Source organism: Streptomyces sp. NPDC058307, from assembly GCF_042880295.1.
Taxonomy (GTDB): domain Bacteria; phylum Actinomycetota; class Actinomycetes; order Streptomycetales; family Streptomycetaceae; genus Streptomyces.
On the sequence record NZ_JBHVYZ010000001.1, the window covers coordinates 125,775 to 143,284 of the forward strand.

11 protein-coding genes and 2 pseudogenes are annotated in these 17,510 nt (G+C 73.2%); 7 read left to right on the forward strand and 6 right to left on the reverse strand.

All coding sequences use genetic code 11. From position 1 onward, the window contains the following. Positions 1-121: 121 nt before the first annotated feature. Positions 122-337, reverse strand: coding sequence for a type A2 lantipeptide (locus ACFVYN_RS00580; RefSeq protein WP_389990528.1), 216 nt, complete (start codon positions 335-337; stop codon positions 122-124). A 759-nt stretch (positions 338-1,096) separates the two neighbouring features. On the opposite strand from ACFVYN_RS00580, the gene ACFVYN_RS00585 reads away from it, so the two are divergent. Then, positions 1,097-2,494: a S1 family peptidase gene (locus tag ACFVYN_RS00585; protein ID WP_389990530.1), complete on the forward strand. Its 1,398-nt coding sequence runs from the start codon at positions 1,097-1,099 to the stop codon at positions 2,492-2,494. Positions 2,495-2,686: 192 nt separating this feature from the next. Here ACFVYN_RS00585 and ACFVYN_RS00590 read toward each other — a convergent pair whose 3' ends face one another. Next, the gene (locus ACFVYN_RS00590; protein ID WP_389990532.1) at positions 2,687-4,831 is read right to left on the reverse strand and encodes a SpoIIE family protein phosphatase; all 2,145 of its coding nucleotides are present in this window, start codon (positions 4,829-4,831) and stop codon (positions 2,687-2,689) included. 580 nt (positions 4,832-5,411) lie between these two features. Between ACFVYN_RS00590 and ACFVYN_RS00595 the strand changes: the two are divergent. After that, a pseudogene (locus ACFVYN_RS00595) lies at positions 5,412-5,696 on the forward strand (LuxR C-terminal-related transcriptional regulator); the annotation flags it as partial. Here the strand turns inward: ACFVYN_RS00595 and ACFVYN_RS00600 are convergent. The 4 genes from ACFVYN_RS00600 to lanKC all read right to left on the reverse strand — a co-directional run bounded on the left by ACFVYN_RS00600 (position 5,619) and on the right by lanKC (position 12,365). After that, positions 5,619-7,769, reverse strand: a complete 2,151-nt coding sequence (locus ACFVYN_RS00600; protein WP_389990534.1) for an ATP-binding cassette domain-containing protein — start codon at positions 7,767-7,769, stop codon at positions 5,619-5,621. The pseudogene ACFVYN_RS00595 and the gene ACFVYN_RS00600 overlap by 78 nt on opposite strands. Next, entirely contained in the window at positions 7,766-9,478 is a 1,713-nt protein-coding gene (locus ACFVYN_RS00605; RefSeq protein WP_389990536.1) for an ABC transporter ATP-binding protein, read from the reverse strand. Before ACFVYN_RS00605 ends, ACFVYN_RS00600 begins: the two co-directional genes overlap by 4 nt. An 88-nt stretch (positions 9,479-9,566) precedes the next feature. Further along, entirely contained in the window at positions 9,567-9,683 is a 117-nt protein-coding gene (locus ACFVYN_RS00610; RefSeq protein ID WP_020117173.1) for a SapB/AmfS family lanthipeptide, read from the reverse strand. A gap of 60 nt (positions 9,684-9,743) precedes the next feature. After that, on the reverse strand, positions 9,744-12,365 hold the full coding sequence (gene lanKC, locus ACFVYN_RS00615) for a class III lanthionine synthetase LanKC (RefSeq protein ID WP_389990538.1): 2,622 nt from the start codon (positions 12,363-12,365) through the stop codon (positions 9,744-9,746). A gap of 195 nt (positions 12,366-12,560) precedes the next feature. On the opposite strand from lanKC, the gene ACFVYN_RS00620 reads away from it, so the two are divergent. The 5 genes and pseudogenes from ACFVYN_RS00620 to ACFVYN_RS00640 all read left to right on the forward strand — a co-directional run bounded on the left by ACFVYN_RS00620 (position 12,561) and on the right by ACFVYN_RS00640 (position 17,370). Then, positions 12,561-15,008 carry a SpoIIE family protein phosphatase gene (locus ACFVYN_RS00620; protein WP_389990540.1) on the forward strand — a complete coding sequence of 816 codons (2,448 nt, stop codon included), beginning with the start codon at positions 12,561-12,563 and terminating at the stop codon, positions 15,006-15,008. Positions 15,009-15,054: 46 nt separating this feature from the next. Continuing rightward, entirely contained in the window at positions 15,055-15,474 is a 420-nt protein-coding gene (locus ACFVYN_RS00625) for a CBS domain-containing protein (RefSeq protein ID WP_389990542.1), read from the forward strand. A gap of 154 nt (positions 15,475-15,628) precedes the next feature. Next, positions 15,629-15,805, forward strand: a complete 177-nt coding sequence (locus ACFVYN_RS00630; RefSeq protein WP_389990544.1) for a hypothetical protein — start codon at positions 15,629-15,631, stop codon at positions 15,803-15,805. Between the two features lie 73 nt (positions 15,806-15,878). Beyond that, positions 15,879-16,043: pseudogene (locus ACFVYN_RS00635) on the forward strand (glucose-1-phosphate thymidylyltransferase); the annotation flags it as partial. A 523-nt stretch (positions 16,044-16,566) separates the two neighbouring features. Continuing rightward, positions 16,567-17,370 carry a class I SAM-dependent methyltransferase gene (locus tag ACFVYN_RS00640; RefSeq protein WP_389990546.1) on the forward strand — a complete coding sequence of 268 codons (804 nt, stop codon included), beginning with the start codon at positions 16,567-16,569 and terminating at the stop codon, positions 17,368-17,370. The last annotated feature ends 140 nt before the right edge of the window (positions 17,371-17,510 follow it).

The window sequence follows — 17,510 nt, forward strand, 5'->3', positions numbered from 1 at the left end:
ACGACAAAGGACCGACTCGTGCGAGCCGGCCGCATTACGGCACCCAAGAGTCCCGGAACCGCCGGTGTGCGGCTCCGGGACGGGTCGACCACATGTCAGTGATCAGATCACGGAGAGGTGATCAGAGACCGGCGACCAGGCCGGTGACCGGGGCGGTGTTCAGGCCGGTCACACCCTCGACCGTGCCGACGACCGTGTTGACCAGGCCGGAAACCGGGGCAACGCCGTCCACCAGGCCGGTGACGGTGCCGAGGGCGTTCAGCTGCAGGCCGCCGGAGACGTTGTCGAGGTCGGCGTCCGAGATCTCGGCGGTCTCAACCTGGGGGGTGGAGTTCATGATGGAACTTCCCTTCGTATGGGTATTTCACAAGGGGGGAGCGGCCCCCTCTGGGGACAGATGACGGCCGCAATCGCATGACGCCGGATCCCGTTTCCGGAAAACCCGACGGCCCTGCGGTGCGATGGATCAAAGCACGCTGCGGCTCTGCCCTTCCAATTAACCCCCCGTCTCACCAGGGAACTTGAGTCACAGAAGCCTCCATCCGTGCAGGCTCGCGCACGCCTTGGTGGCGACTTCTTCACATGTGATGTCGAGGAGACACGAAGAGGCCCTTGTCGTCGTCATGGCGAATGCGACACACCTCGCCAATGGCATGGACGGCGGTCCGTACTTGTGCAGAACTCCCGGTCCCGGTGACCTGGTTGCGCATTCGATGTGCAGATTCGCTGAAGAGGGGATTCGGGGCGGCATCCACAACGGACCGTTGCCGACTGCTTGCTGAGCGTGTCGGACCGGGTGTCGGCCCGGCCAGGTGACGACCGACTTGATCAGGACATCCGAAGGCGGCGTCTGCGGCGGTCGTCCGAGCCCGGCTCGACACCGCCCCGCCCGCCCGCGCCAACCGCTGTGACCAGTGTTCACGCCCGCCGCCCGCCCGCCGCGGCCCGTGGCCGAATCGGTGTGGCAATCGGGGCGTAAAGAAACGGCATTGAACGCCCCGCGCACACCGTGCGTACCCATGGCCATCCAGGCGCCCCGAACAACCGACTGCCGTACGGCGGTTACAGACTCCGGTCCCCCAGGAGGTCGAGAAGTTTGAGTCACAAGCGAATTCCGAAGCGCAAGGCCGCATTCGCGGCAGGCACCGTGGTGGCGCTCGGAGCCGCCGCGATCCTGCTGCCCAACGCCAATGCGTCCCAGGACGGCTCGTCGAACGACGCGGCGGCCATCGCGCCGAAGACTCTGAAGGCGACGGACGCCTCGGACCTCGCCTCGCAGCTCCAGCAGTCGCTGGGCGATGCCTTCGCCGGGTCCTACTACGACGCCGACAGCAAGCAGCTCGTCGTGAACGTCATATCCGGCGACAGCAATGTCGTCGTGCAGGCGAAGAAGGCCGGCGCGAAGGTCCGCGAGGTGGAGAACAGCCTCCCCGAACTGGCGGCCGGCGCCAAGACGCTGAAGCAGCAGGCGACCATCCCGGGCACCGCCTGGGCTGTCGACCCGCGCACCAACAAGATCCTCGTGACCGCCGACAGCACCGTCACCGGCGCCAAGTGGAACACCATCGAGTCGACCGTGAAGAGCCTCGGCTCCGACATGGCGACCATCAAGAAGTCGGCCGGCACCTTCAAGACCTTCGTGTCCGGCGGTGACGCCATCTTCGGCGGCGGCGCCCGCTGCTCGCTCGGCTTCAACGTCACCGCGGGCGACGGCAGCCCCGCCTTCCTGACCGCCGGTCACTGCGGGGTCGCGGCCGAGCAGTGGTCGGACACCCAGGACGGCCAGCCGATCGCCACCGTCGACCAGGCCACCTTCCCCGGCAACGGCGACTTCGCCCTGGTCAAGTACGACGACCCGGCGACCCAGGCACCCAGCGAGGTCAACGTCGGCGGCGGCCAGACCGTCGCGATCAGCCAGGCCGCGGACGCCGAGGTCGGCCTCCAGGTCTTCCGGATGGGCAGCACCACGGGCCTCGCCGACGGCCAGGTCCTCGGACTCGACGCCACCGTGAACTACCCCGAGGGCACCGTCACCGGGCTCATCCAGACCAACGTCTGCGCCGAGCCCGGCGACAGCGGCGGCTCGCTGTTCACCCAGGACGGCTCGGCCATCGGTCTGACCTCCGGCGGCAGCGGCGACTGCACGGTCGGCGGCGAGACCTTCTTCCAGCCGGTCACCACCGCCCTCCAGGCGGTCGGCGCCACGCTCGGCGCGGGTGACGCGGCCGGTGGCGCGGGCGACCAGGCCGGTGCCGGTGACCAGGCGGGTGCCGGTGGCGACACCGGGGCCGGTGTGGGCGGCGACGCCAGTGCGAGCCCCAGTGACCAGGCCGGCGCAGGTCAGGAGGCCGGCGGTGACGTGATCGGCGGCCAGGAGACCGGCAACGGCCAGGAGACCGGCGCCGGCAACGACACCGGTGCCGGCACCGGCCAGGAGACCGGCAACGCCACCGGCGATGCCACGGGTGACGTCGTGGGCCAGTCGCAGAACTGACCCCGTAGGTCCGGCACCACACCCTGAACCGGCCGCGTCGGCAGCGGTCCCCCCACACCCGCCGCTGCCGACGCAGGCCTTATGACCACCTCCCGGCCACACCGCGGTTCCGGCCCGGGCAGGTGCAACGGTCCGGCCCTCCGGCGGGAGGGCCGGACCGGCGCGTTCTCCAGTGGGTCGGACCCCGGCGGATCAGCCGTCCGCCCGCAGCAGAAGCAGCGCCACGTCGTCGCTCCGCTCCCGCGCGCCCGCGCCGCGGCGGACGAGGTCGTCGGCCAGCTCGTCGAGCGGACGGTCACCGGCCGCGGCGAGTTGGCGCCCCAGCTCGGCGAGCGCGTCCTCGATGTCGACGCCGGGGGACTCGATCAGGCCGTCCGTGTAGAGGGCGAGGACGCAACCGGGCGCCAGGTCCACCTCCGTGGTCGGGTAGACGGCCGAGCCGTCGATCCCCAGCAGCGGGCCCCCGGCCAGATCCAGCACCCGCACCCGGCCGTCCGGCCTGCGCAGCAGCGGCGGCGGATGCCCCGCCCGGGCCATGACCGCCCGCCCCCGCTGCGGATCGAGCCGCAGATACAGGCAGCTGGCGAACAGTTCGGCGCCGAGGTCGATCAGCAGCCGGTTGGTCGAGCGCATGACCTCCGCCGGTGTCTGGCCGACGGTCGTGTACGCCCGTACCGCGGTCCGGATCTGCCCCATCAGCCCGGCCGCCGTCACGTTGTGGCCCTGCACGTCCCCGATCACGGCGGCCGCCAGTCCGTCCACCGGTACCAGGTCGTAGAAGTCGCCGCCGATGTCCATGCCCTGAGTGGCCGGCAGATAGCGGGCCGCCGCGTCGATGCCGGGCAGCGACGGCAGGGTGTGCGGCAGCAGGGCCGCCTGCAGACCGTGCGCCAACTGGTGCTTGGCGTCGTAGAGGACGGCCCGCTCCAGGGCCTGCGCGATCAGCCCGCCCAGACTCGTCAGCACCGCCCGCTCGTCCGCGGGGAACGGATGCCGCTCGGCGTAGGCCAGCACACAGCTGCCCACCGGGCGCCCGGAGGCGATCAGCGGCAGATACGCCCAGGCCGCGAACCCGTCGGGGGTGGCGTGGCGCCCCGGATACAGGCGCTCCAACTGCTCGCGGGACTCGAAGAACGCGGGCACCCCGGTGTTCAGGGCGTGGGTGCCCGGCGTCGGTTCGGTCAGCGGCAGCCCGTCGAACCGCTCCACGATCCGTGCGTCGGGGTAACCGCGATGCCCGAGCACGTGCAGGCGTCCCGCCCGTGAACCGAGCACGACCAGGGCCTGGCTCCCCACCGCCGGGGCGATCTCGTCCGCCACGAGCTGGACCACGTCCTGCACGCCCACCGCCTCGGTCAGGGCCCCGGCCAGACTCAGCACCTGGGAGATGGTGACCAGTCGGGGCGGCGTGTCCCCGGGCTGCGGACCGGCCCGGTTCATCTCCGCCACCGCCCGGGCCCGGCTGACCCGGACGCTCAGCCCGGTCGTGCTCGGATACAGCCGGAAGGACAGCCAGTCCCCGGGCGGCCGCAGCGCCACGAACGACGTGCTGTGCTGGCTGAGCAGCGCGGCCCGGTAACGGTCCTCGTAGACCGGGTCGTTGAGCCAGGGCACCGCCGCCCACAGCTGTGAGCCCAGCAACCGGGAGACCGGGACGCCGATCAGCTCGGCCGCCGCGGCGTTGGCGAAGGAGATGCGCCCGTGCAGATCGAGCGAGCACAGTCCGTACGGCAGCCTCGCCACCATCCGCGCCGCCTCCACCGTGCCCAGCGTCCCGGCGGCGCTTCCGACGTGGGCCGCGGCCAGCAGATCGGGTTCGGCGTGCGGCGCCACGCTGTCCTCCAGCGCCCGCTCCAGCCGCATCGCGAGCCGCCCGCAGGCCGCGGTCAGATGGTCCCGTTCCCGGTCCGACAGCTCCGGCGGGTGCGAACCGGGCCAGGTCACGAAGACCGCTCCGTACACCTTGGCCGAGGTCGCCACCGGCACCGCGGCCAGGGCGAAGGGATACGGCAGCACCACGGCGATCCGCGGATAGTGGCGCGCCATCTCGTGCTCTCCGCCCACCCATACCAGCCGCCGCTCCCGCACGGCCTCCGCCACCGGGATGGGCGCGCTCAGGCCCACCCGCTCCCAGGGCGCGGCGAACGCCCGCGGCAGGCCCGCCATCACCGCCATCTCCAGCACCGGTTCCTCGGCGGCCAGGAGATACACCGCGCCGGAGTGGGCGTGCACCTCGTCCATCATCGACGCCAGCGCGAGCGAGAGCAGCGGCCGTCCGACCCGGGTCCGGGCGCCCGCCGGCGCCGCGGACGTATGCCCGTCGGACACGCCGACCACCTCCTCGTGCGGGCGCGTCCCACAAGGAGCGCGGGCCGCTGTCGCGTGCCGGGTCCCCAGGGATCAAATCTCCACCCTCACGGCGCGTCCCGCACGGCGAGCGTTCCCGTGTGCGGGCACACGGATACCCGGGCGACGGCGAGGACGGCCGCGTACCCCTTCGGCCCGCGACCATGCCCCCTCAGTCGAAGCGCGCCACGGCACGCGGGCGCCGCTCGTGCGCCCCCGCGCACCCTGATGGCCGGTTCTCCGCGCCCGGGGGCGGTCCGGGACCCGAACAATGGGGCACGCGTTTCATGCCACGGAACCGAGCAGCGTGAGTCGAGGGGGACGAGCAGTGATCCGGGTGCTTCTGGTGCACGACGCGTGTCTGGTGAGATCGGCCCTGGCGGAGTGGCTCCGCCGGGAACCCGACCTCGGGGTGTTCGACACTCCGTGGCACAGCGCGCCCGGCCGTCTGCGCTCCGTACGTCCCGACGTCTGCGCGGCGGACCTCGAGTGCTCGGACGCGTACGGCATCCCGCCGCTGGGGGAGTTGTCGGTGCGCGAGCCGGACCGATGTCCGCCGCGCCTTCTCGTGATGGCCAGCGCCAACCGGCCGGGACTGCTGAAGCGGGCCGTCGAGGCGGGGGCGCTCGGCTACGTTGACAAGGAGGGGGCGGCACCCGAGCGGCTCGTGCGCGGGATTCGCCGGGTCGCCGAGGGGAAACGTTTCGTCGATGACTCGCTGGGCTTCGGCTTCCTCCAGGCCGCGGAGATGCCGCTGACCCGACGGGAGCTGAGCGTGTTATCCCTCGCGGCCGAGGGGGCCTCGATCGCGGAGATCGCGGGGAACCTGTGCCTGTCCCACGGAACCGTGCGCAACTACATGGCCGCGATCACCCGGAAGACCGGGGCCCGCAACCGCATCGACGCGATCCGGATCTCGCAGGGGCAGGGCTGGCTCTGACCGTTCGGGGGGAACGGCCGTCCAGCCGCCGACGAGTTCGCGGTACGCGGCCGATTCCCGCACCAGCTCGTCGTGGGTCCCGTACGCCGTGCGCGGGCCGTCCATCAGCAGCACGTGGCCGGCGCGGCGGGCCGAGCTGATCCGGTGGGCGACGACCACCAACGTGGTGCCGGGCCGGTTCGCGAAGGCCCGCTCGGCGCGCTCCTCGGCCCGGGGGTCCAGATGGCAAGTGGCCTCGTCGAGCAGGACGAGGGGGGCGTACGACAGATAGGCCCGGGTGAGCGCGACGAGCTGCCGCTCACCGGCGGACAGGGTGCCCGGGTCGACGGTCGCCCGGGGTCCGCCCAGGGCTTCGAGCAGCGGGGTGAGCCCGACCGCCCGGGCCGCCGCGAGCAGCTCCGGCTCGGGCACCGGGTCCGCCCGGAGGTGCCCCAGGTTCTCGGCGAGGGTGCCGGTGTGGACGTACGCCTCCTGCGGGATGAGCACGCGCAGCGCGGCTGCGCCGGGGGAGGGCACGGGGTGTCCGCACAGCCGGATGCTTCCGCCGGTGGGCTGGAGGAGACCGGCGATCAGAGCGGTGAGCGTGGACTTCCCGATCCCGCTGGGGCCTACGACGGCCAGGTGGGCGCCGGGTGGGAGGACGAGGTCGAGGTGGTCGACGACGGGGGTGGCGGCGGGGCCGTAGGCGAAGGAGACGGCGGTGAGGGAGAGGGCGGGGGCGTGCGGGGAGGCGGTGTCTCTCGGCGGCGGTGCGATGCTGCTGTCGGGATCCCGGTCCGCCGTCCATGCCCCGGCGTGCGGGGCGAGGCGGTGGCCCGGCTCGGCGTGCCGGTCGGCGGGGCTCGCGTCGGTGAGGCCGTCGTCCGTCTCGCCGTCGGGAGCGTGCGCGGCCACGGCGGGGTGCCTCCCGCCGTCCGGGCCGTCGGCGCCGGTGCGGCTGGGCAGAGGATGCTCGCCGTGTGATGCCGTCCGCTCGACCGACCCCTCGGCGCCCGGTTCATCGGCGGGCTCGCGGAGCAGTCGGCGCAGGACCACCACCAGCCGGGAGCCGCTCGTGCCCAGGCCGTGGACCAGGTTGCGCAGGGCGGGGAGCAGGGACTGGGTGACGTAGGCGAGGGCGCCGACGAGGGCGCCCGTGGTGACGCCGCGGGCCAGGAGCCAGGGGGCGCAGGCGAGGAGGAGGACGATCGGGAGCTGGCCGCCGAGGGCGAGGGAGGCCACGCGCAGGACGGACCAGTGGGCGAGGGAGTACGCGGCCCGCTGCTCGGTGTCGACAAGTCGGCCCGTGTCGGCGGCGACCCGGTTCTCCGCACCGGCCGCCGTGATGTCCCGCAACCCCGGGCAGACCCTGCCGAGACCGTCGGCCAGCGCCTCGTCGGCGACCAGGAACTCCTCCTGGCGGCGGGCCAGCGGCCGCAGCGTGGCCGCGAACAGGCCGAGTCCGGCGGCGAGCGGTGGCCCCACGACGAGCAGGAGCAGCGGGTCGAGCGAGGCCAGTCCGACGGTCGCGCCGACCGCCGTGAACACGAAGGAACGCGACACCATCACCAGCCCGGCGAACGTGTCCCGCGCGATCTCCACCTGCTGGGTCAGCCCGGACAGCGCCCCCGTGTCAGCCTCCCGCACCCCCCGTTCCACCACCCGCCGGACCAGGACGTCCCGGAGCGGCTCGACCAGCGCGGCGACGGCGGCGTACACCCGCACCGTCCCGTACGCGCCGACCAGCACCCCGACGGCGGCCACCCCGAGCCAGCCGAGTCCGACGCCGGGCCGCCCGGCCAGAAACCCCTCGTCCAGGGCCCGGGCGGGCGCGTACCCGGTGAGGAAGGTCTGCCCGGTCTCCAGCACGGACCATCCGCCGAGCCGGACGAGGACCCGCCACCGGGCCTGCAGGAACCGCAGACCGCGCGCGTATATCCCGTCGGTCACTGCCCTGCCTGCTTCAGCCCGCCGGCCTCGGACGCGCCGTCCTGCCGAGCCGTCGCTCATGACGGGCCCCCGGGCACCGCTTCCGCTCCGTCCCCGAACACCGCCCGGTACTCCGGCGCCCGCCACAGCTCCTCGTGCGGCCCCACCGCCCGTATCCGGCCCCCGTCCAGCCAGGCCACCGCGTCCGCGCGGGCCGCCGTGGCGGTGCGGTGGGCGACGAGCAGGCGGGTACCGGCCGCCCCGCCGCTCACCAGGGCCTCGGCGATGCGGGCCTCCGTGACCGTGTCGAGGCTGGAGAGGGCGTCGTCGAGGACGAGCAGGCGGCCGCCGTGGGCGAACGCCCGGGCCAGACCCAGCCGTTGGGACTCCCCGCCGGAGCGTGGGGCGTCGGCCACGAGGGTGTCGTAACCGTCGGGCAGCCGGCGCACGAAGTCGTCCGCGTGGGCCGTGCGGGCGGCCTCCCGGATGCGGGCGGGGGAGGGGGACGGGAGGGTGAGGCCGATCTCCTCCTCGACGGTGCCGCCGAGCAGGGCGGGGCGTTCGAAGGCGTAGCCGATGGAACGGCGCAGTTCGTCGTGGGTGAGCTCGCGCAGCGGGACCCCGTCGAGCAGGACCTCTCCGGCGTCCGGGTCGGCGAGCCGCCCGGCGATCGCGGCGAGCAGTGACTTGCCCGCCCCCGACCGGCCCACCACGGCGAGCGTCGTCCCGCCGGGTACCACGAGGTCGATGCCGTCGAGCACGGCACGCGCGCCGCGCAGGGCGGTGACGCCCCGCAGTTCCAGCCGCCCCGGGCCGGGCGGCAACAGGCGTTCGCCGTGCGCGACGGCGGGTTCCGCGAGGACCTCGTCCAGGCGTCCGGCCGCCGCCCGGGCCCTGGCCAGTCCGGCGAGCTGGCCCACCAGGACGCCGACGCCGGCCGCGAGGACCGCGTACCGGGAGGCAGCGAGGACCTCGCCCACGGACACCCGGTGTTGGGCGAGCAGGACCCCGGCCACCGCCACGACACCGAGCTGGAGCAGCGGAGCCACGGCGACGGACTGGCCCGAGGCCCGGCCCTGCACTTGCCACATGCGGTGACCGGCCTCGGACAGCTCGGGCAGCGGGCGCAGGATGCGGGCCGTCTCGCGGTCCTCCGTGCCCGCCGCCCGGATGGTGCGGTGGCCGCCGACGGCCTCCGAGAGGGCCTGCGCGATCCGTCCCTGCACCTCCTGGTAGCGCGTCACGCATTCCCGGGTGTCCCGGGTGAAGGCGCGCAGCAGCAGGGCGAGCACCGGCGCTCCGGCCAGGAACACGGCCGCGAGCCAGGGGGAGATGAGGCCGAGGGCCACGACGGCGCCGACCGGTCCGGCGAGCGCGGCGAGCAGGGCGGCGCGGGCGGTCGGCGCCGTGCCGGCCTGTGCGGCGTTGCCGACGAGGCGCGCGACGAGGTCTCCGGGCCCGAAGCGGGCGGTGGCGCGCGGGCCGACGGCCAGGACCTGCCGGGTGAGGCGGCGGCGCAGCCAGGCGGTGGTGCTGGCGTCGAGGGTGCCGCCGAGGACGGTCTCCACCGCGTCCAGCAGGGCGATGAGGAGGACCAGCGCGGCGCAGTACAGGATCCAGCGGGCCGCGGGCGCGTGCGCCAGCAGCAGGTCCAGGGTGCGGCCGAGGGCGGCGGGCAGCAGCAGTCCGGCGCCGGTCGCGGCCGTGCTCACCAGGCACAGGACCAGACAGCGGGCGGGGGCCGGACCCAGGAGGCCGGGCGCGGCCGGCGTCGAGGTGCGAGTCGTCATACGGCGGCCTTCCCGAGGTGTGCAGAACCCCGGGCGGCCCCTCCCTCGCGGGAGTGGACCGCCCGGAGTCATGGGCGCACGATGTCTGTCAGAGACAGAGCGTCACGCTCGCGGCGCTGACACAGGACAGCAGGCTCAGGGTGCTGTTGCCGCCGCCGCCGGTGTGCTCGTCGGACTCCATCGTCTGCAGGTCGAGAAGTGCCATCTCGGTTTCCTTTCCTCGGTGTCGTCCACCCGTGGGGACGGGGTTGGGTTCACGGCTCCGTCACATCGCGGAACCGCGTTCTGTGGGCCGCCCGAGCGGCGGCAGGAACGGCAGGTGTGCGGTGGCCGGGTCGCCGGGGGCCGCGTGGGCCGCGCCGAGCGCGAGCAGGCACCCTGCCGTTCCGGTGCCCAGGTCCATCGACAGCCGCATCATCTGGTGGCCGGGGAAGGCCAGTTGGCCCTGGTAGTCCATCGAGAACCAGCCGAGCCCGTCGATCTGTTCGGCGAGCCGCTCGCGGGTCGCGCCGGGGGTGTCCGTGCGCGCGAGGTGCAGGATCATCCCGGCACGGCCCTGGAAGAGACCGGGCTGGACGTAGAAGCGGCTGGTGGCGGCGGTCAGCACCCCGGCCCGCGCCCGCTCGAACTCGCCCTCGGTGTCGGCCCCTTGGGCGAGGTAGTCGTCCAGGACCATCCCGATGCCGGCGCTTCCCTCGCCGAGATAGGGCAGCGTCCGCCAGCCCTCGTCGACCTCCAGCGAGCCGCCCGGATGCGTCACGCAGCACTCCAGGTCCCTGCGCAACGCCACCTCGGCCGCCCTCAACAGCAGGGGCTCACGGGTGTGTTGGTACTGCCGCAGCAGGAACAGCGCGGGCCCGGTCCACCCCTTCAGCAGCCCGGCCCGGCGCCGCCTGGGGGTCTCCGCGAGGGGCTGCGCGAGTCGTCGTACGAGGACGTCGGCGGCCTCGGCGGCACGCTCCCCGAGCTCCGACTCGCCCGTGGTGCGGGCCAGTTCGCCGAGGACCAGGCCGAGCCCGGCCAGGCCGCCGTGCAGGTCGGCGGAGAGGTTCTGCCAGCGTTCCGCGAGGACGCGCTCGACCAGGTCGAGGGCGCGCTGCCGGTGGCCGAGCCGGTCCAGGACATGGGCCACGCCCGCGAGACCGTCGTAGAGCCCGAGCGGGGTGCCCGTCGGCGGGGGTGCGGTGCGGGCCAGGAGCCAGCGCTCGCCCTCCTCGTACCGCTCCGCGCCGACCGCGTCCAGCGCGTACAGCACCCCGGCCGCGCCGTGCGCGAGCCCGAGGCCGCCGCCGTCGTTGAACTGCGTGATGTCGCCGGGGAAGAGCCGGTCCTCGCGCTCCGGGGTGGCCGACGCGAGGAGCGCCTTCACCATGGAGTCGCGGCTGTGCGGCCAGTCGCCCGGTTCGACGAAGGACGGCGTGGCCTCGACACGGACGGCCGTGTGCTCGCCGCCGGTGTCCCGGGTGATCTCCGCGACCGCCTCGTCGAGGAACTCCTTCGGCACGTCCGGGAACTGACGCAGGATCACCTCGGCCAGATGGGCCGCCTTGCCCCGGTCCACCACGAACAGGGTGGTCACCGGCAGGAACAGGGCGATCCTGAGGCAGGCCAGGGCGTAGCGGTCGACGTCGATGCCCTTGCGGTCCGGCGGGGCGAAGAAGCCGGGGTGGGCGACGACCTGGCGGCCGTTCTCCTCGACCGGCGCCGCCGCCTCGAAGTCGAGCAGGGAGACCGACTCCTCGTCGGGGCCGACCATGATGTTGAAGACGTGCAGGTCGTTGAAGACGATCCCGCGCGCGTGCACCGCCTGAACCGCCCGCTCCACCGCCCCGTGGATCCGCACCGCCCACGCCGTGTAGTCGGCGACGGCCTTCGGATCGGGGTCCGGGGTGAGCAGCGGATGCCGCTCGGCGAAGAACGAGTTCAGCGGGCGCCCCTCCAGGAAGTCCATGACGAGGAACCGGTGGTCGCCGAGGGTGAACCAGTCCCGCACCTCGGGTACCACACCCGTACCCGCCACCTGTTCCAGGGCGTCCTTCTCCCGCTCCAGGCGGGAGATCGCGTCCGCCCCGTCGGCGGCCAGGCCCGCGTGCGGCCGGCCCTCCTTCAGGACGACCTTGCGCCCGTCGCGGGTGTCGGTGCCCGTGTAGACCCCGCCGCCGTTGGAGAAGTGCAGCGCCTTCTCGATCTTGTACGGCAGCTCGCCGACCGTCGTGGTGTTGCGCGCCTCCAGATGCGGCTCCAGGAAGGCGGGCAGCGTCACCCACTCGGGCACCTGGAAGGACGGCTCCCGCCGGTCCGGCACCAGCGTGCCCTCGCCGTCCTGCACCGCCGGCACCAGTGAGCCCCGGTCGTCGACGACGAAGGTGCGCGCGAACGCGCCGTAGCGGACGTAGAGCGGACCCTCGTGCCAGCGCAGGTCGGTGAGGATGTACGGCCCCTCGAAGCCCTCCAGGAGCTTGCCCAGCTCACGGAGCACGTCGTGCAGCTGCTCCTCGTCGGCCGGGTAGATCGTGACGAACTTGCCGCTGGTGTCGCGGGCCGCGTACTTGGTGTTGCGCAGGTGCAGCAGATGCGGGCCCGGCACGAACTTGAACGCGATGCGCCGGGGCACGCAGTAGTCCCACACGATCGCCGCGATCCGCTCGGCGTTCGCCCGGGTGGCCGAGGCGTGGATCTTCCAGCCCTGCGACGGGCCCGGCGCCGGCTTCCCGTCCGGGCCGAGCGGCGTGAGCGTCAGCCAGTCGCCGATGCGTGCCGCGTCCCAGCCGTCCGGCACCTCGCGGCGCGCCGTCTCGTAGACGGGCGCCTCGCCGGCCGAGATCCGGTCGGGCGTCTCGTAGAAGTGTCTGTCGGCGAGCGCGTACACCTCGTAGCGCTTGTCCATGCGTCCCCCTCCTTGGCCCACCACAGAGCCTTCCAGCGGGGCGGTGGCCACGGACAGTCACGGCTGTCACGAGACCACCGTGCGAAACGCATGCGTCAAGAAGTGTTCGAAGGGTTTCGAGCACAGCCGCCGCGGTCGCTCCACCGAACGCCCACAGGGGCTGCGCAGGTGCCGTATTAGCGCTGTAATGGCGAAGTGGTGAGTGAGGGCGCTGCGGGCCGCAGAACGAGAGCGTTGCGTGCCGAAAATGCCCTGACGTCGATCACGGACGGTCCCGAATCCCCGGAAAGGCTGCGCCGCGTCCTCGAACAGGCGCTCGTCTTCGCCGGGGCGACGCTCGCCGCCGTGTACACGCCCGGTGCGGACGGGGACGTGCTGTACCTCGTCGAGTCGGCCGGTGTCCCCCGGACGGTCTACGGGCTGCGCGACAGCTATCCCGGCTCCGGCGGCTCCCCACCCGCCGACGCGCACCGCTCGGGCCGGCCCCTCTTCCTCGGCCCGGAGGAGCTCGCCGCCTGCGCGGAGTCCCGCAGGGTGGCCCGGCGCGACTTCCACCTGGCCGTGCTGCCCGCACACGGCGACGACGGAAAGGCCTGTCTCGTCGCCGTCGGCGAGGACCCGCACGGTTTCGACGACGAGGACCGCAAGTGCCTCGAACTGATCGCCGACGCGATCGTCTGCCCCCTGCCCGTGGCCGCCCCGGAGGGCGCGGAACTGGGCTCCCACGCGTTCAGCCTCGACATGGACACCGGCCGGGTCGAGGTCGGCGACGGGCTCCTGGAGCTGTTCGGCATGAGCCGGGCCGCCTTCGACGGCAAGATCGAGACCCTGCTCGGCATGACCGTCCCGGAGGACCTGCCCTCGCTGATGTCCCTGTTCGAGGCCGGTCACATGTCCATCGGCGACCGCGAACTGGAGTTCCGCATCCTCCAGCCCACCGGGCCGCCCAAGTGGCTCAGGCTGCGCGGCCGCATGCTGGCCGGCGGCGAGGGCCGTCCCGCCCGGCTCGTGGGCACCGTCGCCGACGCCTCCACCCTGCGCTCCGACGTCACCGACGTGGCCCGCGTCCAGCGCCTGGCCGCCGCCCTCTCCATGGCCGGCACCGTCCGCGACGTCAGCCAGGCCGTCGTCTCCGCCCTCCGCGCCCCGCTCAGGGCCGACCGCATCGCCCTCGCCGAGCTGGAGAACGACCGGCTCGTCGTCACCGTCCTCGACCCGCCCGAACCGGAGTCCTGGCCCGAGCTGTGGCGCCTGGAGTGGCGCAGCGAGTGGCCCGAGGCACCCGTACGGGCCATGCCCACCCTGGCCACCGCCCTGCGCGAGGGCCGCGCCCAGATCTGGCCCGCCGGGACCGTCCTCGAACCCGCCCTCGCCGACGTCGGCCCCGGCGGCCTCGCCGTCCTGCCGCTGCCCGCCGCGGGCCGCATGGCCGGCGCCTGCCTCATCGGCTGGGACACCCCGCACCACTTCGACCCCGACGAACGCGCCCTGCTCACCGCCTCCGCCGGCCTCGCGGGACAGGCCCTGATGCGCGCCCACGCCCTCGACGCCGAGCACGAACTCGTCGGCATGCTGCAGCGCCAGCTGCTGCCCCGCCGACTGCCCAAACTGCCCGGCGCGGTCGCCGTCGCCCGCTATCTGCCCAGCACCGCGGGCCTGGAGCTCGGCGGCGACTGGTACGACGTGATCCCGCTGCCCGACCACCGGGTCGGCCTGGTCATCGGCGACGTCCAGGGACACAGCGCCGCCGCCGCGACCCTCATGGGCCAGATGCGCACCGCGCTGCGCGCCTACGCCGTCGAGGGCCACCCCCCTGACGTCGTCGTCGCCCACGCCAACCGGCTCCTCATGGACCTGGAGACCGACCTCTTCGTCACCTGCACCTATGTGGACATCGACATGGAGGAGGGCACCGCCTGGTGCGTACGTGCCGGCCACCTGCCGCCGGTGCTGCGCCACCCGGACGGCACCACGGAGATCGTCGAGTCCGACGGCGGCCCCCCGCTCGGCGTGGTGGCCCAGGCCGACTTCCCGATGAGCCCGCTGCGGCTGCGGCCCGGCACCCTGATCGCCCTGACCACCGACGGACTCGTGGAGTCCACCGAGGCCGACATCGACGAGGGCATGGCCCACTTCGCCCACGGGCTGGCCGTCTCCGACCCGGCCCACCTCGGCCTCGTCGCCGACGCCCTGCTCGGCGGCGCCCGCCGCAGCGACGACGTCGCCCTGCTCCTGCTGCGCTACGACGGCATGGCCACCCGCCCGCTCCGGGAGGGCTGGACCGTCTGGCGGGTCCCCGAGGCCGCCCGGCACGCCCGCCGCTTCACCCGGCGCACCCTGCGCGTGTGGGGCGTCTCCGAGGATGCCATGGACACCGCCCTGCTGGTCGTCTCCGAGCTCGTCACCAACGCCCTCGTGCACACCGGCGGCCAGGTCCGCCTCGACCTCACCCTCGTCGGCAGACGGCTGCGCGTCTCCGTCTCCGACACCTCGCCCCGGACCCCCGCCAAACCCACCAACATCGGCTGGGAGGCCACCGGAGGACGCGGCATCCTCCTCGTCGAGGCGGTGTCGGCGGCCTGGGGCAGCGTCCCCGTCAGCGGCGGCAAACAGGTGTGGAGCGAAATCGCACTGGACGCCTGAGGAGGGGTACCCGGGGCGGACCATCCCCGCAGCAGAGAGGTACGTCATGACTCAGCACGTCAGCGACATCATGACCAGCGCCCCGGTCACCGTGGAACCGCAGACCTCCGTGACGGCCGTCGCCAGGATCATGCGCGACCAGGACCTCGGCGCCGTCCTGGTCACCGACGGCGACGAACTGCGCGGTCTGGTGACCGACCGCGACCTCGTCGTGCGCTCCCTCGCCGAGGGCGGCGACCCGGAACAGGCCACCGTGGCCGACGCGTGCAGCGACGACCTGGTGACCGTCACGCCCGAGGACGACCTGGACCACGCGATCGAGCTCATGCGTGAGCACGCCGTGCGCCGGATCCCGGTCGTCGACCACGGCCACGCCGTCGGCATCGTCTCCCTCGGCGACACGGCCATGGAACGCGATCCCGGATCGGCCCTCGGCGACATCAGCGTGGCACGGCCCAACACCTGAGCCCAGCGGGCTGGTTGGGCCTGCCGTCAAGTGCGCTCGTCTCGGATCCTCGGCGAAAGTGTGTGCGGGGCGAGGGGCTGACGGGCCTCCCGGTCCGTTTGTCCCGCGCCCCCCGGGGGACCCGGAGAGCACCATGGAAGGACGGTGAACCGCCGTGACCCCGCAGACCGTTGAGAAATCCGTCGCACGCCGGCCCGAGACGGGCTGGTCAAGGGCCCGCCGCCTGCAGAGCAAGGGAGAGCTCCGGACCTGCCTGCCCGCGGTCGAGGACCGGGTCGGACCCACCACGGCGCACACGGGAGAGGGCAACATCTTCCGCGGCGAGGACTGAGCGTCCGCTCCGAGCCCTCGCAAGACCCCCCTGCCATGACCGGTCCCTCCGGATCCGGGCTAGGGTGACGCAGATGAAGGCTCTCGTGCTGTCCGGCGGGGCCGGTCCCCGGTCGCGGCCGATCACACACACGCCGCCCGAACAACCGGTGCCCGTCGCCCACCGAGCCGTCCTGCCCGACGGCCCGCAATCCATCGCCGCCTCGGAGACCCACCGGGTCCGAGCGATCGTCGGCGAGGATTTGTTCACGCCGGTCGTCCATGGCGCCGTACGGGCCGTCGAGCCGTCCGGGCGGGGCGAGTTGGAGAATTTCCCGGCGGAGGAGAGCATTCCCGCGGAGATCATCACCGCCCTCCACGCCCTGCGGCACGGCAAGGCGCAGACCTTTTCATGAGCCTCCTCGCCGCCGACCGCCGCTGCGCCGACGGGCCCGGTACCGCCGTCCTCACCCGGAGTGCCACCCTCCGTCTTTCCGTACTTTGCACGCCTTTTCCCTCAGGATCATGCTCCTCGGCGCGAAGTCCTGTCATGGGGAGCTCACAGCAGGTATGTTCCACGGAACCGGTTGAATGTTCCGGCACCTCGGCCGACCCGGACCGGGACGGCCCCACCAGCAGCGGGGCCTGCAACGGGCCCGCACCACGCCCCGCCCACAGCGCCCCAGGGCGCGACCGGTGGACGCAGGTCGCGCCGGCCTCGCACCGGGACCGGCGGTCCGCCCTGCACGAAGCACTGTCACACATCCGCAAGGAGATTTCCCAGTGAAACGTCACGAGTTCCTGCGGGGGCTCCACCAAGCCAGCGCGAACCGCAACTACCTGGAGATCGGCGTCAATGACGGCCGCAGCCTGACGTTCTCCCGGGTACCGAGCATCGCGATCGACCCGGCGTTCAAGGTGGTCTCGGAGATCCGCTGCGACGTCCATCTGGCGAAGGCCACCAGCGACGACTTCTTCGCGCGGGAGAACCCGCTGCAGCACCTCAAGGGCGGCCGCCACCCGCTGCGCAACATCATCCGCAACCGCAGCCCGTTCGGCTACTGGAAGGACGTCACGCTCGACCTGGCGTTCATCGACGGCATGCACCTGTTCGAGTACGCGCTGCGCGACTTCATCAACGTCGAGAAGTACTCGGACTGGGCCAGCGTGATCGTCTTCGACGACATGCTGCCGCGCAACGTGGACGAGGCGGCCCGCGACCGGCACACCAACGCCTGGACCGGTGACGTCTACAAGGTCATCGAGGTCCTGAACCGCTACCGGCCCGACCTGGTGACGGTCCTGGTCGACACCGAGCCCACCGGGCAGCTCGTGGTCTTCGGCGCGGACCCGACCAGCACGGTGCTGAAGGACAAGTACGACGAGATCATCGCGGAGTTCGTGGTTCCCGACCCGCAGAAGGTGCCCGAGACGGTCCTGGAGCGGACCGTGGCGATCAAGCCGGAGACGCTGATCGAGGCGCCCTTCTGGAAGGCGCTGGTGAACGCCCGCAACCGCGGCAGCAAGCGGGACCGCAGCTGGGAGCACCTGCGCACCAGCCTGAAGCAGCTCAGCGACGCCGGCTGAGCGACGTGCGGTGAGCCGGGGGGGGCGCGGGGCCGGGCGACCCCGCGCGGGGGCGACCCACCCCCTGGCCCCCGCCGGGCGGGGCGCGGGCCCGCCCCCCGGCTCCCCCCCCCCCCCCCCCCCGGGCCCCGCGGGCGGGC

Coding starts and splice junctions, on each gene's coding strand:
- ACFVYN_RS00580 (WP_389990528.1), bottom strand. CDS start 337: ATGAACTCCACCCCCCAGGTTGAGACCGCCGAGATCTCGGACGCCGAC.
- ACFVYN_RS00600 (WP_389990534.1), bottom strand. CDS start 7,769: ATGAGCGACGGCTCGGCAGGACGGCGCGTCCGAGGCCGGCGGGCTGAA.
- ACFVYN_RS00605 (WP_389990536.1), bottom strand. CDS start 9,478: ATGACGACTCGCACCTCGACGCCGGCCGCGCCCGGCCTCCTGGGTCCG.
- ACFVYN_RS00610 (WP_020117173.1), bottom strand. CDS start 9,683: ATGGCACTTCTCGACCTGCAGACGATGGAGTCCGACGAGCACACCGGC.
- lanKC (WP_389990538.1), bottom strand. CDS start 12,365: ATGGACAAGCGCTACGAGGTGTACGCGCTCGCCGACAGACACTTCTAC.
- ACFVYN_RS00625 (WP_389990542.1), top strand. CDS start 15,055: ATGACTCAGCACGTCAGCGACATCATGACCAGCGCCCCGGTCACCGTG.